Origin of the sequence: Bacillus sp. 204(2023) (assembly GCF_037027505.1) — a bacterium.
Classification (GTDB): Bacteria; Bacillota; Bacilli; order Bacillales; family Bacillaceae; genus Bacillus; species Bacillus subtilis.
The window spans coordinates 12,971-28,071 of the sequence record NZ_JAXCHE010000014.1 but is presented as its reverse complement, the minus strand read 5'-3'; the positions used below and the strand labels follow the sequence as shown (position 1 = coordinate 28,071).

Sequence of the window (15,101 nt, the reverse complement as noted above, 5' to 3'; positions counted from 1 at the left end):
TCTTAAGGAGGATTTTAGAATGGCTAAAGAAAAATTCGACCGTTCCAAATCACATGCCAATATTGGTACAATTGGACACGTTGACCATGGTAAAACAACTTTAACTGCTGCTATCACAACAGTACTTCATAAGAAATCTGGTAAAGGTACAGCTATGGCGTACGATCAAATTGATGGTGCTCCAGAAGAACGTGAGCGCGGTATCACAATCTCTACTGCACACGTTGAGTACGAAACTGAAACTCGTCACTATGCACACGTTGACTGCCCAGGACACGCTGACTATGTTAAAAACATGATCACTGGTGCTGCGCAAATGGACGGAGCTATCCTTGTAGTATCTGCTGCTGATGGCCCAATGCCACAAACTCGTGAGCACATCCTTCTTTCTAAAAACGTTGGTGTACCATACATCGTTGTATTCTTAAACAAATGCGACATGGTAGACGACGAAGAGCTTCTTGAACTAGTTGAAATGGAAGTTCGCGATCTTCTTAGCGAATACGACTTCCCTGGTGATGATGTACCAGTTGTTAAAGGTTCTGCTCTTAAAGCTCTTGAAGGAGACGCTGAGTGGGAAGCTAAAATCTTCGAACTTATGGATGCGGTTGATGAGTACATCCCAACTCCAGAACGCGACACTGAAAAACCATTCATGATGCCAGTTGAGGACGTATTCTCAATCACTGGTCGTGGTACAGTTGCTACTGGCCGTGTAGAACGCGGACAAGTTAAAGTCGGTGACGAAGTTGAAATCATCGGTCTTCAAGAAGAGAACAAGAAAACAACTGTTACAGGTGTTGAAATGTTCCGTAAGCTTCTTGATTACGCTGAAGCTGGTGACAACATTGGTGCCCTTCTTCGCGGTGTATCTCGTGAAGAAATCCAACGTGGTCAAGTACTTGCTAAACCAGGTACAATCACTCCACACAGCAAATTCAAAGCTGAAGTTTACGTTCTTTCTAAAGAAGAGGGTGGACGTCATACTCCATTCTTCTCTAACTACCGTCCTCAGTTCTACTTCCGTACAACTGACGTAACTGGTATCATCCATCTTCCAGAAGGCGTAGAAATGGTTATGCCTGGAGATAACACTGAAATGAACGTTGAACTTATTTCTACAATCGCTATCGAAGAAGGAACTCGTTTCTCTATTCGTGAAGGCGGACGTACTGTTGGTTCAGGCGTTGTTTCTACAATCACTGAGTAATAGTATGATTTTAAACGAGACCCCTGCGGGTCTCGTTTTTTGTTTGCTTATCTTTTTCTTGTATAATAGGATCTATCATATTCGAGGGGTTAATATTTATGATTCCTGAAAAGAAATCAATCGCAATCATGAAAGAACTAAGCATTGGAAATACAAAGCAAATGCTGATGATTAATGGAGTTGACGTGAAAAATCCATTGCTGCTTTTTTTACATGGCGGGCCGGGAACGCCGCAAATCGGATATGTTAGACATTATCAAAAAGAGCTGGAACAGTATTTTACAGTAGTTCATTGGGATCAGAGAGGATCGGGGCTTTCTTATTCTAAGCGAATTTCGCATCACTCTATGACAATAAATCACTTCATTAAAGATACAATCCAAGTCACTCAATGGCTTTTAGCTCATTTTTCAAAATCAAAACTTTACCTAGCCGGTCATTCTTGGGGGTCAATATTGGCGCTTCATGTGCTGCAGCAGTGTCCTGATTTATTTTACGCGTATTATGGAATCAGCCAGGTTGTTAACCCTTACGATGAAGAATCAACTGCTTATCAACATATTCGTGAAATTTCTGAATCAAAAAAAGCAAGCATATTATCTTTCCTCACACGTTTCATTGGTGCTCCGCCTTGGAAGCAGGATATCCAGCACCTTATCTATCGGTTTTGTGTCGAGCTAAGCAGGGGAGGATTCACTCGCCGTCATCGTCAATCTCTAGCTGTATTATTTCAAATGCTTACTGGCAATGAGTATGGAGTGCGGAACATGCACAGCTTCCTCAATGGATTGCGCTTCAGTAAAAAACATTTAACTGATGAGTTGTACCGGTTTAATGCTTTTACATCAGTTCCTTCTATTAAAGTACCGTGTGTTTTCATTTCAGGGAAACATGACTTAATTGTTCCTGCTGAAATATCGAAACAGTATTATCAAGAACTTGAGGCACCCGAAAAGCTCTGGTTTCAATTTGAGAACTCAGCCCACACCCCGCATATTGAGGAGCCGTTATTATTCGCGAACACATTAAGTCGACATGCACGACACCATTTATGATAGATCCTTGATAATTAAGAAAAACCCCTGTATAATGAAAAAAGTGTGCAAACCATGCATATTTTAAATAAGTCTTGCAACATGCGCCTATTTTCTGTATAATGGTGTATGTTGGTCTTTGACTGCGATGAAGTGAGAGGTTGCTGACACACCCGGCCGCTTTGCCATGGCAAGGTGTTCAGGTTTTTCTCACGGAGAACTGTCTAACGTGATGTAGGCGAAAAGGAGGGAAAATAATGGCAAAACAAAAAATTCGTATTCGTTTGAAAGCATATGATCATAGAATCCTTGATCAATCTGCAGAGAAGATTGTTGAAACGGCAAAACGTTCTGGTGCCAGCGTATCTGGTCCGATTCCGTTGCCAACTGAAAAATCAGTTTACACAATCCTTCGTGCGGTGCACAAATACAAAGATTCTCGTGAGCAATTTGAAATGCGTACACATAAACGTTTAATCGACATTGTGAACCCAACACCACAAACTGTTGATGCTCTTATGCGATTAGACTTACCATCTGGTGTCGATATCGAAATTAAACTTTAATTCTAAAATATAGAATGATCTTAATAGGAGGTGTGACGAATGACCAAAGGAATCTTAGGAAGAAAAATTGGTATGACGCAAGTATTCGCTGAGAATGGTGATCTTATTCCGGTAACTGTTATCGAGGCTGCTCCAAACGTTGTTCTTCAAAAGAAAACAGCTGAAAACGACGGTTATGAAGCAATCCAGCTTGGTTTTGACGACAAGCGTGAAAAGCTTTCTAACAAACCTGAAAAAGGGCACGTTGCAAAAGCGGAAACTGCTCCTAAGCGCTTCGTTAAAGAATTACGCGGAGTGGAAATGGATGCGTATGAAGTTGGTCAGGAAGTCAAGGTTGAAATTTTCTCTGCTGGAGAAATCGTAGATGTAACAGGAGTATCTAAAGGTAAAGGTTTCCAAGGTGCGATCAAGCGCCACGGACAATCTCGCGGACCTATGTCTCACGGTTCACGCTACCACCGTCGTCCTGGTTCAATGGGACCTGTAGATCCTAACCGTGTATTCAAAGGTAAATTATTACCTGGACGTATGGGCGGAGAGCAAATCACTGTTCAAAACCTTGAAATCGTAAAAGTTGATGCAGAACGCAATCTTCTTTTGATCAAAGGTAACGTACCTGGTGCGAAGAAATCTTTAATCACTGTTAAAAGTGCTGTTAAATCTAAATAATTCTCTTAGGAAAGGAGGAAATTGATTATGCCAAAAGTAGCATTATACAACCAAAACGGTTCTACTGCTGGTGACATCGAATTAAACGCTTCTGTATTTGGTATCGAACCAAATGAGAGTGTTGTATTCGACGCTATTCTTATGCAAAGAGCTTCCTTACGTCAAGGAACTCACAAAGTAAAAAATCGTTCTGAAGTACGCGGCGGAGGTCGTAAACCATGGCGTCAAAAAGGTACTGGACGTGCCCGTCAAGGTTCAATCCGTTCACCGCAATGGCGCGGAGGTGGTGTCGTATTCGGCCCAACACCACGCAGCTATTCTTATAAATTACCTAAAAAAGTTCGCCGCTTGGCAATCAAATCAGTATTGTCTTCTAAAGTGATCGACAACAACATCATCGTTCTTGAAGATCTTACTCTTGATACGGCTAAAACAAAAGAAATGGCAGCTATCCTTAAAGGATTATCTGTTGAGAAAAAAGCTTTAATCGTAACTGCGGATGCAAACGAAGCAGTAGCATTATCTGCTCGTAACATTCCTGGAGTTACTGTTGTTGAAGCTAACGGAATCAACGTTTTAGACGTTGTCAACCACGAGAAGCTTCTGATTACAAAAGCAGCGGTTGAAAAAGTAGAGGAGGTGCTTGCATAATGAAAGATCCTCGTGATGTTCTAAAGCGCCCCGTCATTACTGAACGTTCTGCTGATTTAATGACTGAAAAAAAATATACTTTTGAAGTTGATGTAAGAGCTAACAAAACAGAAGTGAAAGACGCGGTTGAAAGCATCTTTGGAGTGAAAGTTGACAAAGTCAACATCATGAACTACAAAGGCAAATCAAAACGTGTTGGACGCTACACTGGTATGACTAGCCGTCGCAGAAAAGCGATCGTAAAACTTACTGCAGACAGCAAAGAAATCGAAATTTTTGAAGCTTAATTATCTGTAAAAAGAAGGAGGGAAATTCAAAATGGCGATTAAAAAGTATAAACCGACCTCTAATGGACGTCGTGGTATGACAACTTCAGATTTTGCTGAAATCACGACTGACAAGCCGGAAAAATCCTTGCTTGCTCCCCTTCACAAAAAAGGCGGACGTAACAACCAAGGTAAATTGACTGTACGTCACCAAGGTGGCGGACATAAACGCCAATACCGTGTTATCGACTTCAAACGCGATAAAGATGGTATACCTGGACGCGTTGCTACAGTTGAATACGATCCAAACCGTTCAGCTAACATCGCTCTAATCAACTATGCAGACGGAGAAAAACGTTACATTCTTGCTCCTAAAGGAATTCAAGTAGGTACTGAAATCATGTCAGGTCCTGAAGCTGACATTAAAGTAGGTAATGCACTTCCACTTATCAACATCCCTGTTGGTACAGTTGTGCATAACATTGAATTAAAACCTGGTAAAGGCGGACAGCTTGTACGTTCAGCTGGTACATCTGCTCAGGTTCTTGGTAAAGAAGGTAAATACGTTCTTGTACGTCTTAACTCTGGTGAAGTTCGCATGATCCTTTCTGCTTGCCGTGCTTCTATCGGTCAAGTAGGTAACGAACAGCACGAACTTATCAACATTGGTAAAGCTGGACGTTCTCGCTGGAAAGGCATCCGTCCTACTGTTCGTGGTTCTGTAATGAACCCTAACGATCACCCACACGGTGGTGGTGAAGGACGTGCGCCAATCGGACGTAAATCACCAATGTCTCCATGGGGCAAACCAACTCTTGGATTCAAGACTCGTAAGAAAAAGAACAAATCCGATAAATTTATCGTACGTCGTCGTAAAAATAAATAACGGGGTTGTCTACGGTTCTTTTCGGACCGTAGTGCAATCACGAAGGGAGGTTCCAAAATGGCTCGCAGCTTAAAAAAAGGACCATTTGTCGATGGACACTTGATGACTAAAATCGAGAAATTAAATGAAACAGACAAGAAACAAGTCGTAAAAACTTGGTCTCGTCGTTCTACTATTTTCCCACAGTTTATTGGTCACACAATCGCAGTCTATGACGGACGTAAACACGTGCCTGTATTCATCTCTGAAGATATGGTAGGGCACAAGTTGGGTGAATTCGCTCCAACTCGTACGTACAAAGGTCATGCTAGTGATGACAAAAAAACAAGACGCTAAGAGAGGAGGCTTTTAAATGCAAGCTAAAGCTGTTGCAAGAACAGTCCGTATTGCTCCTCGTAAAGCACGTCTAGTAATGGACCTGATTCGAGGCAAGCAAGTAGGTGAGGCAGTATCAATCTTGAACCTTACACCAAGAGCTGCTTCTCCAATTATCGAGAAAGTATTAAAATCCGCTATTGCAAATGCTGAGCATAACTATGAAATGGACGCTAACAACCTGGTTATTTCTCAAGCATTCGTTGACGAAGGCCCTACGTTAAAAAGATTCCGCCCACGTGCTATGGGACGTGCGAGCCAAATCAACAAACGTACGAGCCACATTACAATCGTTGTATCAGAAAAGAAGGAGGGATAAGTAGTGGGTCAAAAGGTAAATCCAGTCGGTCTTCGTATCGGAGTCATTCGTGATTGGGAATCTAAGTGGTACGCTGGTAAAGATTACGCTGACTTCCTGCACGAAGATTTAAAAATTCGTGAATACATTAGCAAACGCCTTTCTGACGCTTCTGTTTCTAAAGTAGAAATCGAGCGTGCAGCAAACCGCGTTAACATTACGATCCACACAGCTAAGCCTGGTATGGTTATCGGTAAAGGCGGTTCTGAAGTCGAAGCACTTCGCAAAGCCCTTAACAGCCTTACTGGCAAGCGTGTACACATTAACATTCTTGAAATCAAAAGAGCAGATCTTGATGCACAGCTAGTTGCTGACAACATCGCTCGTCAATTAGAAAACCGTGTTTCTTTCCGCCGTGCGCAGAAACAACAAATCCAACGTACTATGCGTGCTGGAGCACAAGGTGTGAAAACAATGGTTTCTGGTCGTCTTGGCGGTGCAGATATCGCTCGTTCTGAATACTACAGTGAAGGAACTGTTCCATTGCACACATTGCGTGCGGACATTGACTATGCAACATCTGAAGCTGATACTACTTACGGTAAGCTTGGTGTAAAAGTCTGGATCTATCGTGGAGAGGTTCTTCCTACTAAGAAGAAAAATGAGGAAGGAGGAAAATAATATGTTATTACCAAAACGCGTTAAATATCGCAGAGAGCATCGCGGAAAAATGCGTGGCCGTGCGAAAGGCGGTACTGAAGTACATTTCGGAGAATTCGGTATCCAAGCTCTAGAAGCTTCTTGGATTACTAACCGTCAAATCGAAGCTGCACGTATTGCGATGACTCGTTACATGAAACGTGGCGGTAAAGTTTGGATCAAAATTTTCCCTTCTAAACCTTACACTGCTAAACCACTTGAGGTACGTATGGGATCCGGTAAAGGGGCTCCAGAAGGTTGGGTAGCTGTTGTAAAACCGGGCAAAGTTTTATTTGAAATTTCTGGTGTGTCTGAAGAGGTTGCTCGTGAAGCGCTTCGCCTTGCATCTCACAAATTGCCAATTAAAACGAAGTTCGTAAAACGTGAAGAAATTGGTGGTGAATCAAATGAAAGCTAATGAAATTCGTGACCTTACCACTGCTGAAATTGAACAAAAAGTAAAGTCTCTTAAAGAAGAACTTTTCAATCTTCGCTTTCAATTAGCGACAGGACAACTTGAAAATACTGCTCGCATTCGTGAAGTGCGCAAAGCTATCGCGCGCATGAAAACTGTGATTCGTGAAAGAGAAATTGCTGCTAATAAATAATCACTGAGGGGAGGTCGTGAGCATGAGCGAACGTAACCAACGCAAAGTTTACCAAGGCCGTGTTGTTTCTGACAAAATGGATAAAACCATTACTGTTGTTGTTGAGACATACAAAAAACATACACTTTACGGTAAACGCGTAAAATACTCAAAAAAATTCAAAGCACATGATGAAAATAATCAAGCTAAAATCGGTGACATCGTTAAGATCATGGAAACTCGTCCATTGTCTGCAACTAAGCGTTTCCGTCTAGTTGAAGTTGTCGAAGAAGCTGTTATTATCTAATAAAGTTCGGAATTCTTTTTCCGAAGGGAGGTAACAAATAATGATTCAACAAGAGACTCGTTTAAAAGTAGCTGACAACTCTGGCGCACGTGAAGTACTTACTATTAAAGTTCTTGGTGGTTCTGGACGTAAAACAGCTAACATTGGTGATGTAATTGTTTGCACGGTTAAACAAGCAACACCAGGAGGCGTTGTCAAAAAAGGTGAAGTCGTAAAAGCTGTTATCGTTCGCACTAAAAGCGGAGCGCGCAGAAGTGACGGTTCATACATCAGCTTCGATGAGAATGCATGTGTTATCATCCGTGACGACAAGAGCCCACGCGGAACTCGTATCTTCGGACCAGTTGCTCGTGAATTGCGTGAAAACAACTTTATGAAAATTGTTTCTCTAGCTCCAGAAGTTATCTAATGAAATAAATGCCTTACTCAAGGAGGTGCGATCAGGATGCATGTAAAAAAAGGCGATAAAGTTATGGTTATCTCTGGTAAAGATAAAGGCAAACAAGGAACAATCCTTGCTGCTTTCCCTAAAAAGGACCGCGTTTTAGTTGAAGGTGTTAACATGGTAAAGAAACACTCTAAACCAACTCAAGCTAACCCTCAAGGCGGTATTTCTAATCAAGAGGCGCCAATTCATGTATCAAACGTTATGCCGCTCGATCCTAAAACAGGTGAAGTGACTCGCGTAGGATACAAAGTGGAAGATGGCAAAAAAGTTCGTGTAGCAAAAAAATCTGGGCAAGTTCTAGATAAATAGTATTAAAAGGAAGGGAGGTCTATCTCATGAACCGCCTTAAAGAAAAGTACAATAAAGAAATTGCACCTGCTTTAATGACTAAGTTCAACTATGATTCAGTCATGCAAGTGCCTAAAATCGAAAAAATCGTAATCAACATGGGTGTTGGTGACGCTGTTCAAAACGCCAAAGCAATCGACAGTGCTGTTGAAGAATTAACGTTTATCGCAGGTCAAAAACCTGTCGTTACTCGTGCGAAGAAATCAATTGCTGGATTCCGTCTTCGTGAGGGAATGCCTATCGGTGCGAAAGTAACTCTTCGCGGAGAGCGCATGTATGATTTCCTTGATAAACTTATTTCTGTATCTTTACCGCGTGTACGTGACTTCCGCGGGGTTTCTAAAAAATCTTTCGACGGTCGCGGCAACTACACACTTGGTATCAAAGAACAGTTAATCTTCCCTGAAATTGACTACGATAAAGTAACAAAGGTTCGCGGAATGGACATCGTTATCGTAACAACTGCTGATACTGACGAAGAAGCTCGTGAGCTATTAACTCAAGTAGGTATGCCGTTCCAGAAATAATCAATGAAAGGGAGGCGAAATCGTGGCTAAAAAGTCTATGATTGCGAAACAACAACGTACACCAAAGTTTAAAGTACAAGAGTACACACGCTGTGAACGCTGCGGACGTCCGCATTCAGTCATTCGTAAATTTAAACTTTGCCGTATTTGTTTCCGTGAGCTTGCATATAAAGGACAAATTCCTGGCGTGAAAAAAGCCAGCTGGTAATCCCCAAGAAAGGGAAGGAGGTAATTATATAATGGTTATGACAGATCCAATTGCAGATATGCTAACTCGTATTCGCAATGCAAACATGGTACGTCATGAGAAGCTTGAAATTCCTGCTTCTAAATTGAAAAGAGAAATTGCTGAAATTTTAAAGCGTGAAGGTTTCATTCGTGACGTTGAGTTCGTAGAAGACAGCAAACAAGGTATCATCCGCGTTTTCTTGAAATACGGACAAAACAACGAGCGCGTTATCACTGGTCTTAAAAGAATCAGCAAGCCTGGTTTGCGTGTTTATGCTAAATCTAATGAAGTACCTCGCGTACTTAACGGTCTTGGAATCGCGATTATTTCTACATCACAAGGTGTTTTAACGGACAAAGAAGCCCGTGCAAAACAAGCTGGTGGAGAAGTTCTAGCATACGTTTGGTAAGAAGTTTAACATGAATGGAGGTGTTTGGTATGTCTCGTGTAGGTAAGAAGCTACTTGAGATTCCTTCTGATGTTACAGTAACGTTAAATGATAACAACACTGTAGCTGTGAAAGGACCAAAAGGAGAATTAACTCGTACGTTTCACCCTGATATGGAGATTAAAGTAGAGGACAATGTGCTTACAGTCGCTCGTCCTTCTGATCAAAAAGAGCACCGTGCCCTGCATGGTACGACTCGCAGTCTGCTTGGCAACATGGTTGAAGGTGTATCTAAAGGATTTGAAAGAGGTTTGGAATTAGTCGGTGTCGGTTACCGTGCTTCTAAATCCGGAAATAAACTTGTTTTAAACGTTGGATACTCTCATCCTGTTGAGATCGTTCCTGAAGAAGGCATCGAAATCGAAGTTCCTTCTCAAACAAAAGTAGTTGTAAAAGGTACAGACAAAGAACGCGTAGGAGCTATTGCTGCTAACATCCGCGCTGTACGTTCTCCAGAGCCTTACAAAGGTAAAGGAATCCGCTACGAAGGTGAAGTTGTTCGCCGTAAAGAAGGTAAATCTGCTAAGTAAGATCGCTTAAAGTGAAGAAAGGAGTGACCTAGATGATTACGAAAACTAGCAAAAATGCTGCTCGTCTTAAAAGACACGCTCGTGTTCGCGCTAAACTTTCCGGTACTGCTGAAAGACCGCGCCTGAACGTTTTCCGTTCTAACAAGCACATTTACGCTCAAATCATCGATGATGTAAATGGTGTAACACTTGCTAGTGCATCTACTCTCGATAAAGACTTGAACGTTGAAAGCACTGGAGATACTTCTGCTGCTACTAAAGTTGGAGAATTAGTTGCAAAACGCGCTGCTGAAAAAGGCATTTCTGACGTAGTATTTGACCGTGGCGGATACTTATACCATGGACGTGTAAAAGCTTTGGCTGATGCCGCTCGTGAAGCTGGACTTAAATTTTAATAAAAGAAGGAGGGACACATGATTATGCGTCGTATTGACCCAAGCAAATTAGAGTTAGAAGAACGCTTAGTTACGGTTAACCGCGTAGCGAAAGTTGTTAAAGGTGGTCGTCGTTTCCGCTTCGCAGCTCTAGTCGTTGTCGGTGACAAAAACGGACACGTAGGATTCGGTACTGGTAAAGCACAAGAAGTACCAGAAGCGATCCGCAAAGCTGTTGAAGATGCGAAAAAGAATTTGATTGAAGTACCAATGGTTGGAACTACAATTCCACACGAAATCATCGGACGTTTCGGTGCAGGTAACATCTTGTTAAAACCTGCTTCTGAAGGTACTGGAGTTATCGCTGGAGGCCCTGTACGTGCGGTACTTGAGCTAGCTGGTGTAGCTGATATCCTTTCTAAGTCTTTAGGTTCTAACACACCGATCAACATGATTCGTGCAACACTTCAAGGTTTAAGTGAACTTAAACGTGCTGAAGACGTTGCGAAGCTTCGTGGAAAATCTGTAGAAGAACTGTTAGGATAAGGAGGGAACATTAATGGCTAAATTAGAAATTACCCTCAAACGAAGTGTAATCGGTCGCCCGGAAGACCAACGCGTTACTGTAAGAACACTTGGTTTAAAGAAAACAAACCAAACTGTTGTTCATGAAGACAACGCTGCGATCCGTGGTATGATTAATAAAGTATCTCATTTAGTTTCTGTTAAAGAACAATAAAAATATTTGATCGGATAAGGAGGTGTCCTAATGAAACTTCATGAATTAAAACCTTCAGAAGGTTCACGCAAAACGCGTAATCGCGTAGGTCGTGGTATTGGTTCTGGCAACGGTAAAACAGCTGGTAAAGGTCACAAAGGTCAAAACGCTCGTTCTGGCGGCGGTGTACGCCCTGGATTCGAGGGGGGACAAATGCCTTTATTCCAACGTCTTCCTAAACGCGGTTTCACTAACATCAACCGCAAGGAATACGCTGTAGTCAACCTAGACAAATTGAACGGTTTTGCAGAAGGAACGGAAGTCACTCCTGAACTTCTTCTAGAGACTGGTGTTATTAGCAAACTTAATGCAGGAGTAAAGATTCTTGGCAACGGTAAATTAGAGAAAAAATTAACTGTAAAAGCCAATAAATTCTCTGCTTCTGCGAAAGAAGCTGTTGAAGCTGCTGGCGGTACAGCTGAGGTGATCTAACTTGTTTAAAACAATCTCCAACTTTATGCGTGTGAGTGATATCAGGAATAAAATCATATTCACTTTACTCATGCTTATCGTCTTTCGCATAGGTGCGTTTATTCCTGTGCCTTACGTTAACGCTGAAGCGTTACAGGCGCAGTCTCAAATGGGTGTTTTTGATCTCCTTAATACATTTGGCGGCGGTGCGCTTTACCAATTTTCCATTTTCGCAATGGGAATTACTCCTTATATCACGGCTTCGATCATCATTCAGCTGCTTCAGATGGATGTTGTACCGAAGTTTACCGAGTGGTCTAAGCAAGGTGAAGTTGGCCGTCGTAAATTAGCTCAGTTCACAAGGTACTTTACGATTGTGCTTGGTTTCATCCAAGCGTTAGGTATGTCATATGGATTCAACAATCTGGCAAACGGTATGCTGATCGAAAAATCCGGTGTATCGACATATCTTATCATTGCTTTAGTGCTCACTGGCGGAACTGCCTTTTTAATGTGGCTTGGGGAACAAATTACTTCTCATGGAGTAGGCAACGGAATATCGATCATTATCTTCGCGGGGATTGTGTCTAGTATTCCAAAAACAATTGGGCAAATATATGAGACTCAATTTGTCGGCAGCAACGATCAGTTGTTTATTCATATTGTGAAAGTCGCACTTCTTGTGATTGCGATTTTAGCAGTTATTGTTGGAGTTATTTTCATTCAGCAAGCCGTACGGAAAATTGCGATTCAATATGCTAAAGGCACAGGTCGTTCACCTGCTGGCGGAGGTCAGTCTACACACCTTCCATTGAAAGTGAATCCTGCAGGGGTTATTCCGGTAATCTTTGCGGTTGCGTTTTTGATAACGCCGCGGACGATCGCGTCATTCTTTGGAACAAACGATGTGACAAAGTGGATTCAAAACAACTTTGATAATACGCATCCGGTGGGTATGGCGATATATGTTGCGTTGATTATTGCCTTTACGTACTTTTATGCTTTTGTACAGGTAAACCCTGAACAAATGGCTGATAACCTTAAAAAACAGGGTGGCTATATCCCGGGGGTTCGTCCAGGGAAAATGACTCAAGATAGAATTACGAGCATTTTGTATCGACTTACGTTTGTGGGTTCTATATTCTTAGCCGTGATTTCCATTCTTCCTATCTTTTTCATTCAGTTCGCTGGATTGCCTCAAAGTGCACAAATTGGCGGAACATCTTTGTTAATTGTTGTCGGGGTAGCCTTGGAGACAATGAAACAACTAGAAAGCCAGTTGGTGAAACGAAACTACCGTGGATTTATGAAAAACTAGAGGAAATGGATTTATCCATTCCCTCTTAATAAAGAGAGGACGGGGGAAATCCGAATGAACTTAGTCTTAATGGGGCTTCCTGGTGCCGGTAAAGGCACACAGGGCGAACGAATTGTTGAGGATTATGGGATTCCTCATATCTCAACAGGAGATATGTTCCGTGCTGCTATGAAAGAAGAAACACCACTCGGACTCGAAGCAAAATCTTATATTGATAAGGGAGAGCTCGTACCTGACGAAGTCACAATCGGAATTGTAAAAGAGAGACTTGGCAAAGATGATTGCGAAAGAGGTTTTCTTCTGGACGGATTTCCGCGAACAGTCGCTCAAGCCGAAGCTCTTGAAGAAATTCTTGAGGAATACGGCAAGCCGATTGATTATGTCATTAACATTGAAGTCGACAAAGACGCTCTGATGGAACGTCTGACTGGACGCAGAATTTGCAGTGTTTGCGGCACAACCTATCATTTAGTCTTTAATCCGCCGAAAACGCCGGGTATTTGTGATAAAGACGGAGGCGAACTCTATCAACGGGCAGATGATAATGAGGAAACAGTCTCTAAACGGCTTGAGGTAAACATGAAGCAAACTCAGCCTTTACTCGATTTCTATTCAGAGAAAGGTTATCTTGCAAACGTGAATGGCCAGCAGGACATTCAAGACGTTTATGCAGATGTGAAGGATCTTCTTGGAGGATTAAAAAAATGATTATCTGTAAAACCCCACGTGAACTTGGTATCATGCGGGAAGCAGGGCGAATCGTGGCTTTAACTCATGAAGAGTTAAAAAAGCACATTAAACCAGGAATCTCGACAAAAGAATTGGATCAAATTGCCGAACGTTTTATTAAGAAGCAGGGTGCAATCCCATCTTTTAAGGGGTATAATGGGTTTCGCGGGAGCATTTGCGTATCAGTTAATGAAGAACTCGTTCACGGCATTCCTGGCAGCAGGGTGCTGAAGGACGGTGACATCATCAGTATTGATATCGGTGCTAAATTAAATGGTTATCATGGTGACTCTGCATGGACATATCCGGTAGGAAGCATCAGCGATGATGACAAAAAACTTCTGGAAGTGACAGAGGAGTCTTTATATAAAGGCTTGCAGGAAGCAAAACCAGGTGAACGTTTGTCGAATATTTCCCACGCAATACAAACGTATGTCGAAAATGAGCAGTTTTCAGTTGTTAGGGAGTATGTCGGACATGGTGTTGGTCAAGACTTGCATGAGGACCCGCAAATTCCTCATTACGGTCCGCCCAACAAAGGACCACGGCTTAAACCTGGCATGGTTCTCGCTATTGAACCTATGGTGAACGCTGGCAGCCGCTACGTGAAAACATTGGCTGATAACTGGACGGTTGTAACGGTAGATGGGAAAAAGTGTGCTCATTTTGAACATACGATTGCGATTACGGAAACGGGTTTTGATATACTGACGAGAGTCTAGATGATGAAAACAATTCCGAAGACAGATGTTTTTCAAGCTTGATAGGGCAGAAAGCTTGGATGAACATTGGCAAGACCGAATTCATCTTGCTGCTTGTCGTTGGAATTTTAACCATCATCAATGTACTAACAGCAGACGGAGAAAAGCGTACATTTCATTCTCCTAAGAAAAAGAATATCAATCATTTAACCCTTTATGATTGCGTATCTCCGGAAGTTCAGAACAGTATAAACGAAACAGGGCGTGTGACAAACTTCTTTTGAAATTTGTCAGAAAGCAAGTTACTGATTTGAAGAAGGGAGAACACTTGAATGGCGAAAGACGATGTAATTGAAGTGGAAGGTACTATAGTCGAAACACTGCCAAACGCGATGTTCAAAGTTGAACTTGAAAATGGCCACACTGTTTTGGCTCATGTATCTGGTAAAATCCGCATGCACTTCATTCGCATTTTACCTGGAGACAAAGTTACGGTAGAATTATCTCCATATGACTTAACTCGTGGCAGGATTACGTACCGTTACAAATAAAGCACTCCGGAAACTGAAGGAGGTTGGAAACACATGAAAGTGAGACCATCAGTTAAACCAATCTGCGAAAAATGTAAAGTTATTCGCAGAAAAGGAAAAGTAATGGTGATCTGTGAAAATCCAAAGCATAAACAAAAACAAGGATAATTTATAAGGAGGTG

General features: G+C 42.0%; 28 protein-coding genes and 1 pseudogene. All 29 read left to right on the top strand.

Going from position 1 to position 15,101, the window contains the following annotated elements; translation table 11 throughout:
* Positions 1–19: 19 nt before the first annotated feature.
* The 29 genes and pseudogenes from tuf to rpmJ all read left to right on the top strand — a co-directional run bounded on the left by tuf (position 20) and on the right by rpmJ (position 15,087).
* Complete coding sequence (gene tuf / locus WA279_RS20030; protein WP_003235058.1) at positions 20–1,210, top strand: elongation factor Tu; 1,191 nt, start codon at positions 20–22, stop codon at positions 1,208–1,210.
* Positions 1,211–1,308: 98 nt separating this feature from the next.
* Positions 1,309–2,265 carry an alpha/beta fold hydrolase gene (locus tag WA279_RS20025; RefSeq protein WP_336156434.1) on the top strand — a complete coding sequence of 319 codons (957 nt, stop codon included), beginning with the start codon at positions 1,309–1,311 and terminating at the stop codon, positions 2,263–2,265.
* Positions 2,266–2,501: 236 nt separating this feature from the next.
* Complete coding sequence (gene rpsJ, locus WA279_RS20020; protein WP_003156464.1) at positions 2,502–2,810, top strand: 30S ribosomal protein S10; 309 nt, start codon at positions 2,502–2,504, stop codon at positions 2,808–2,810.
* A 39-nt stretch (positions 2,811–2,849) separates the two neighbouring features.
* Complete coding sequence (gene rplC / locus WA279_RS20015) at positions 2,850–3,479, top strand: 50S ribosomal protein L3 (RefSeq protein ID WP_004399671.1); 630 nt, start codon at positions 2,850–2,852, stop codon at positions 3,477–3,479.
* A 27-nt stretch (positions 3,480–3,506) separates the two neighbouring features.
* Positions 3,507–4,130, top strand: coding sequence for a 50S ribosomal protein L4 (gene rplD / locus WA279_RS20010; protein ID WP_004399658.1), 624 nt, complete (start codon positions 3,507–3,509; stop codon positions 4,128–4,130).
* Positions 4,130–4,417: a 50S ribosomal protein L23 gene (rplW, locus tag WA279_RS20005; protein ID WP_003156467.1), complete on the top strand. Its 288-nt coding sequence runs from the start codon at positions 4,130–4,132 to the stop codon at positions 4,415–4,417. Before rplD ends, rplW begins: the two co-directional genes overlap by 1 nt.
* A 31-nt stretch (positions 4,418–4,448) precedes the next feature.
* On the top strand, positions 4,449–5,282 hold the full coding sequence (gene rplB / locus WA279_RS20000) for a 50S ribosomal protein L2 (protein ID WP_003225795.1): 834 nt from the start codon (positions 4,449–4,451) through the stop codon (positions 5,280–5,282).
* Between the two features lie 57 nt (positions 5,283–5,339).
* Positions 5,340–5,618, top strand: coding sequence for a 30S ribosomal protein S19 (gene rpsS / locus WA279_RS19995; protein WP_003156472.1), 279 nt, complete (start codon positions 5,340–5,342; stop codon positions 5,616–5,618).
* Between the two features lie 16 nt (positions 5,619–5,634).
* Positions 5,635–5,976 (top strand): 50S ribosomal protein L22, encoded by a 342-nt coding sequence (gene rplV, locus WA279_RS19990; RefSeq protein WP_003156475.1) that lies wholly within the window; start codon positions 5,635–5,637, stop codon positions 5,974–5,976.
* A gap of 3 nt (positions 5,977–5,979) precedes the next feature.
* The gene (gene rpsC / locus WA279_RS19985) at positions 5,980–6,636 is read left to right on the top strand and encodes a 30S ribosomal protein S3 (RefSeq protein ID WP_003235068.1); all 657 of its coding nucleotides are present in this window, start codon (positions 5,980–5,982) and stop codon (positions 6,634–6,636) included.
* 1 nt (position 6,637) lies between these two features.
* Positions 6,638–7,072 (top strand): 50S ribosomal protein L16, encoded by a 435-nt coding sequence (gene rplP, locus WA279_RS19980; RefSeq protein WP_003225801.1) that lies wholly within the window; start codon positions 6,638–6,640, stop codon positions 7,070–7,072.
* The gene (rpmC, locus tag WA279_RS19975) at positions 7,062–7,262 is read left to right on the top strand and encodes a 50S ribosomal protein L29 (protein ID WP_003156482.1); all 201 of its coding nucleotides are present in this window, start codon (positions 7,062–7,064) and stop codon (positions 7,260–7,262) included. The genes rplP and rpmC overlap by 11 nt, the downstream gene beginning before the upstream one ends.
* A 22-nt stretch (positions 7,263–7,284) precedes the next feature.
* Positions 7,285–7,548 (top strand): 30S ribosomal protein S17, encoded by a 264-nt coding sequence (gene rpsQ / locus WA279_RS19970; protein ID WP_003225804.1) that lies wholly within the window; start codon positions 7,285–7,287, stop codon positions 7,546–7,548.
* Between the two features lie 40 nt (positions 7,549–7,588).
* The gene (gene rplN / locus WA279_RS19965; protein WP_003225805.1) at positions 7,589–7,957 is read left to right on the top strand and encodes a 50S ribosomal protein L14; all 369 of its coding nucleotides are present in this window, start codon (positions 7,589–7,591) and stop codon (positions 7,955–7,957) included.
* 36 nt (positions 7,958–7,993) lie between these two features.
* Positions 7,994–8,305: a 50S ribosomal protein L24 gene (gene rplX, locus WA279_RS19960; RefSeq protein WP_003156486.1), complete on the top strand. Its 312-nt coding sequence runs from the start codon at positions 7,994–7,996 to the stop codon at positions 8,303–8,305.
* A 26-nt stretch (positions 8,306–8,331) separates the two neighbouring features.
* Positions 8,332–8,871: a 50S ribosomal protein L5 gene (gene rplE, locus WA279_RS19955; RefSeq protein WP_336156432.1), complete on the top strand. Its 540-nt coding sequence runs from the start codon at positions 8,332–8,334 to the stop codon at positions 8,869–8,871.
* 22 nt (positions 8,872–8,893) lie between these two features.
* The gene (gene rpsN / locus WA279_RS19950; RefSeq protein ID WP_003156488.1) at positions 8,894–9,079 is read left to right on the top strand and encodes a 30S ribosomal protein S14; all 186 of its coding nucleotides are present in this window, start codon (positions 8,894–8,896) and stop codon (positions 9,077–9,079) included.
* 31 nt (positions 9,080–9,110) lie between these two features.
* Complete coding sequence (gene rpsH, locus WA279_RS19945; protein ID WP_003241998.1) at positions 9,111–9,509, top strand: 30S ribosomal protein S8; 399 nt, start codon at positions 9,111–9,113, stop codon at positions 9,507–9,509.
* Positions 9,510–9,538: 29 nt separating this feature from the next.
* Complete coding sequence (rplF, locus tag WA279_RS19940) at positions 9,539–10,078, top strand: 50S ribosomal protein L6 (RefSeq protein WP_004399690.1); 540 nt, start codon at positions 9,539–9,541, stop codon at positions 10,076–10,078.
* 32 nt (positions 10,079–10,110) lie between these two features.
* The gene (gene rplR, locus WA279_RS19935) at positions 10,111–10,473 is read left to right on the top strand and encodes a 50S ribosomal protein L18 (protein WP_003225816.1); all 363 of its coding nucleotides are present in this window, start codon (positions 10,111–10,113) and stop codon (positions 10,471–10,473) included.
* A gap of 24 nt (positions 10,474–10,497) precedes the next feature.
* Positions 10,498–10,998 carry a 30S ribosomal protein S5 gene (gene rpsE, locus WA279_RS19930; protein ID WP_003328273.1) on the top strand — a complete coding sequence of 167 codons (501 nt, stop codon included), beginning with the start codon at positions 10,498–10,500 and terminating at the stop codon, positions 10,996–10,998.
* A 13-nt stretch (positions 10,999–11,011) separates the two neighbouring features.
* Positions 11,012–11,191: a 50S ribosomal protein L30 gene (gene rpmD, locus WA279_RS19925; protein WP_003156497.1), complete on the top strand. Its 180-nt coding sequence runs from the start codon at positions 11,012–11,014 to the stop codon at positions 11,189–11,191.
* Between the two features lie 30 nt (positions 11,192–11,221).
* Positions 11,222–11,662, top strand: coding sequence for a 50S ribosomal protein L15 (gene rplO / locus WA279_RS19920; protein ID WP_003225819.1), 441 nt, complete (start codon positions 11,222–11,224; stop codon positions 11,660–11,662).
* A gap of 1 nt (position 11,663) precedes the next feature.
* Positions 11,664–12,959, top strand: a complete 1,296-nt coding sequence (gene secY / locus WA279_RS19915; RefSeq protein WP_004399662.1) for a preprotein translocase subunit SecY — start codon at positions 11,664–11,666, stop codon at positions 12,957–12,959.
* 54 nt (positions 12,960–13,013) lie between these two features.
* On the top strand, positions 13,014–13,667 hold the full coding sequence (locus tag WA279_RS19910; RefSeq protein ID WP_003241987.1) for an adenylate kinase: 654 nt from the start codon (positions 13,014–13,016) through the stop codon (positions 13,665–13,667).
* Entirely contained in the window at positions 13,664–14,410 is a 747-nt protein-coding gene (gene map / locus WA279_RS19905) for a type I methionyl aminopeptidase (protein WP_336156430.1), read from the top strand. Before WA279_RS19910 ends, map begins: the two co-directional genes overlap by 4 nt.
* A gap of 59 nt (positions 14,411–14,469) precedes the next feature.
* A pseudogene (locus WA279_RS19900) lies at positions 14,470–14,744 on the top strand (ribosome-binding protein ybzG).
* Entirely contained in the window at positions 14,722–14,940 is a 219-nt protein-coding gene (gene infA, locus WA279_RS19895) for a translation initiation factor IF-1 (protein ID WP_003156508.1), read from the top strand. The pseudogene WA279_RS19900 and the gene infA overlap by 23 nt, the downstream one beginning before the upstream one ends.
* Positions 14,941–14,973: 33 nt before the next feature.
* Positions 14,974–15,087, top strand: a complete 114-nt coding sequence (gene rpmJ, locus WA279_RS19890) for a 50S ribosomal protein L36 (RefSeq protein ID WP_003156543.1) — start codon at positions 14,974–14,976, stop codon at positions 15,085–15,087.
* Positions 15,088–15,101 lie beyond the last annotated feature (14 nt).

Excerpts from the sequence above, each read along its gene's own strand:
- tuf (WP_003235058.1), top strand. The coding sequence starts at position 20 with ATGGCTAAAGAAAAATTCGACCGTTCCAAATCACATGCCAATATTGGT.
- WA279_RS20025 (WP_336156434.1), top strand. The coding sequence starts at position 1,309 with ATGATTCCTGAAAAGAAATCAATCGCAATCATGAAAGAACTAAGCATT.
- rpsJ (WP_003156464.1), top strand. The coding sequence starts at position 2,502 with ATGGCAAAACAAAAAATTCGTATTCGTTTGAAAGCATATGATCATAGA.
- rplC (WP_004399671.1), top strand. The coding sequence starts at position 2,850 with ATGACCAAAGGAATCTTAGGAAGAAAAATTGGTATGACGCAAGTATTC.
- rplD (WP_004399658.1), top strand. The coding sequence starts at position 3,507 with ATGCCAAAAGTAGCATTATACAACCAAAACGGTTCTACTGCTGGTGAC.
- rplW (WP_003156467.1), top strand. The coding sequence starts at position 4,130 with ATGAAAGATCCTCGTGATGTTCTAAAGCGCCCCGTCATTACTGAACGT.
- rplB (WP_003225795.1), top strand. The coding sequence starts at position 4,449 with ATGGCGATTAAAAAGTATAAACCGACCTCTAATGGACGTCGTGGTATG.
- rpsS (WP_003156472.1), top strand. The coding sequence starts at position 5,340 with ATGGCTCGCAGCTTAAAAAAAGGACCATTTGTCGATGGACACTTGATG.
- rplV (WP_003156475.1), top strand. The coding sequence starts at position 5,635 with ATGCAAGCTAAAGCTGTTGCAAGAACAGTCCGTATTGCTCCTCGTAAA.
- rplP (WP_003225801.1), top strand. The coding sequence starts at position 6,638 with ATGTTATTACCAAAACGCGTTAAATATCGCAGAGAGCATCGCGGAAAA.
- rpmC (WP_003156482.1), top strand. The coding sequence starts at position 7,062 with ATGAAAGCTAATGAAATTCGTGACCTTACCACTGCTGAAATTGAACAA.
- rpsQ (WP_003225804.1), top strand. The coding sequence starts at position 7,285 with ATGAGCGAACGTAACCAACGCAAAGTTTACCAAGGCCGTGTTGTTTCT.
- rplN (WP_003225805.1), top strand. The coding sequence starts at position 7,589 with ATGATTCAACAAGAGACTCGTTTAAAAGTAGCTGACAACTCTGGCGCA.
- rplX (WP_003156486.1), top strand. The coding sequence starts at position 7,994 with ATGCATGTAAAAAAAGGCGATAAAGTTATGGTTATCTCTGGTAAAGAT.
- rplE (WP_336156432.1), top strand. The coding sequence starts at position 8,332 with ATGAACCGCCTTAAAGAAAAGTACAATAAAGAAATTGCACCTGCTTTA.
- rpsH (WP_003241998.1), top strand. The coding sequence starts at position 9,111 with ATGGTTATGACAGATCCAATTGCAGATATGCTAACTCGTATTCGCAAT.
- rplF (WP_004399690.1), top strand. The coding sequence starts at position 9,539 with ATGTCTCGTGTAGGTAAGAAGCTACTTGAGATTCCTTCTGATGTTACA.
- rplR (WP_003225816.1), top strand. The coding sequence starts at position 10,111 with ATGATTACGAAAACTAGCAAAAATGCTGCTCGTCTTAAAAGACACGCT.
- rpsE (WP_003328273.1), top strand. The coding sequence starts at position 10,498 with ATGCGTCGTATTGACCCAAGCAAATTAGAGTTAGAAGAACGCTTAGTT.
- rpmD (WP_003156497.1), top strand. The coding sequence starts at position 11,012 with ATGGCTAAATTAGAAATTACCCTCAAACGAAGTGTAATCGGTCGCCCG.
- rplO (WP_003225819.1), top strand. The coding sequence starts at position 11,222 with ATGAAACTTCATGAATTAAAACCTTCAGAAGGTTCACGCAAAACGCGT.
- WA279_RS19910 (WP_003241987.1), top strand. The coding sequence starts at position 13,014 with ATGAACTTAGTCTTAATGGGGCTTCCTGGTGCCGGTAAAGGCACACAG.
- map (WP_336156430.1), top strand. The coding sequence starts at position 13,664 with ATGATTATCTGTAAAACCCCACGTGAACTTGGTATCATGCGGGAAGCA.
- infA (WP_003156508.1), top strand. The coding sequence starts at position 14,722 with ATGGCGAAAGACGATGTAATTGAAGTGGAAGGTACTATAGTCGAAACA.
- rpmJ (WP_003156543.1), top strand. The coding sequence starts at position 14,974 with ATGAAAGTGAGACCATCAGTTAAACCAATCTGCGAAAAATGTAAAGTT.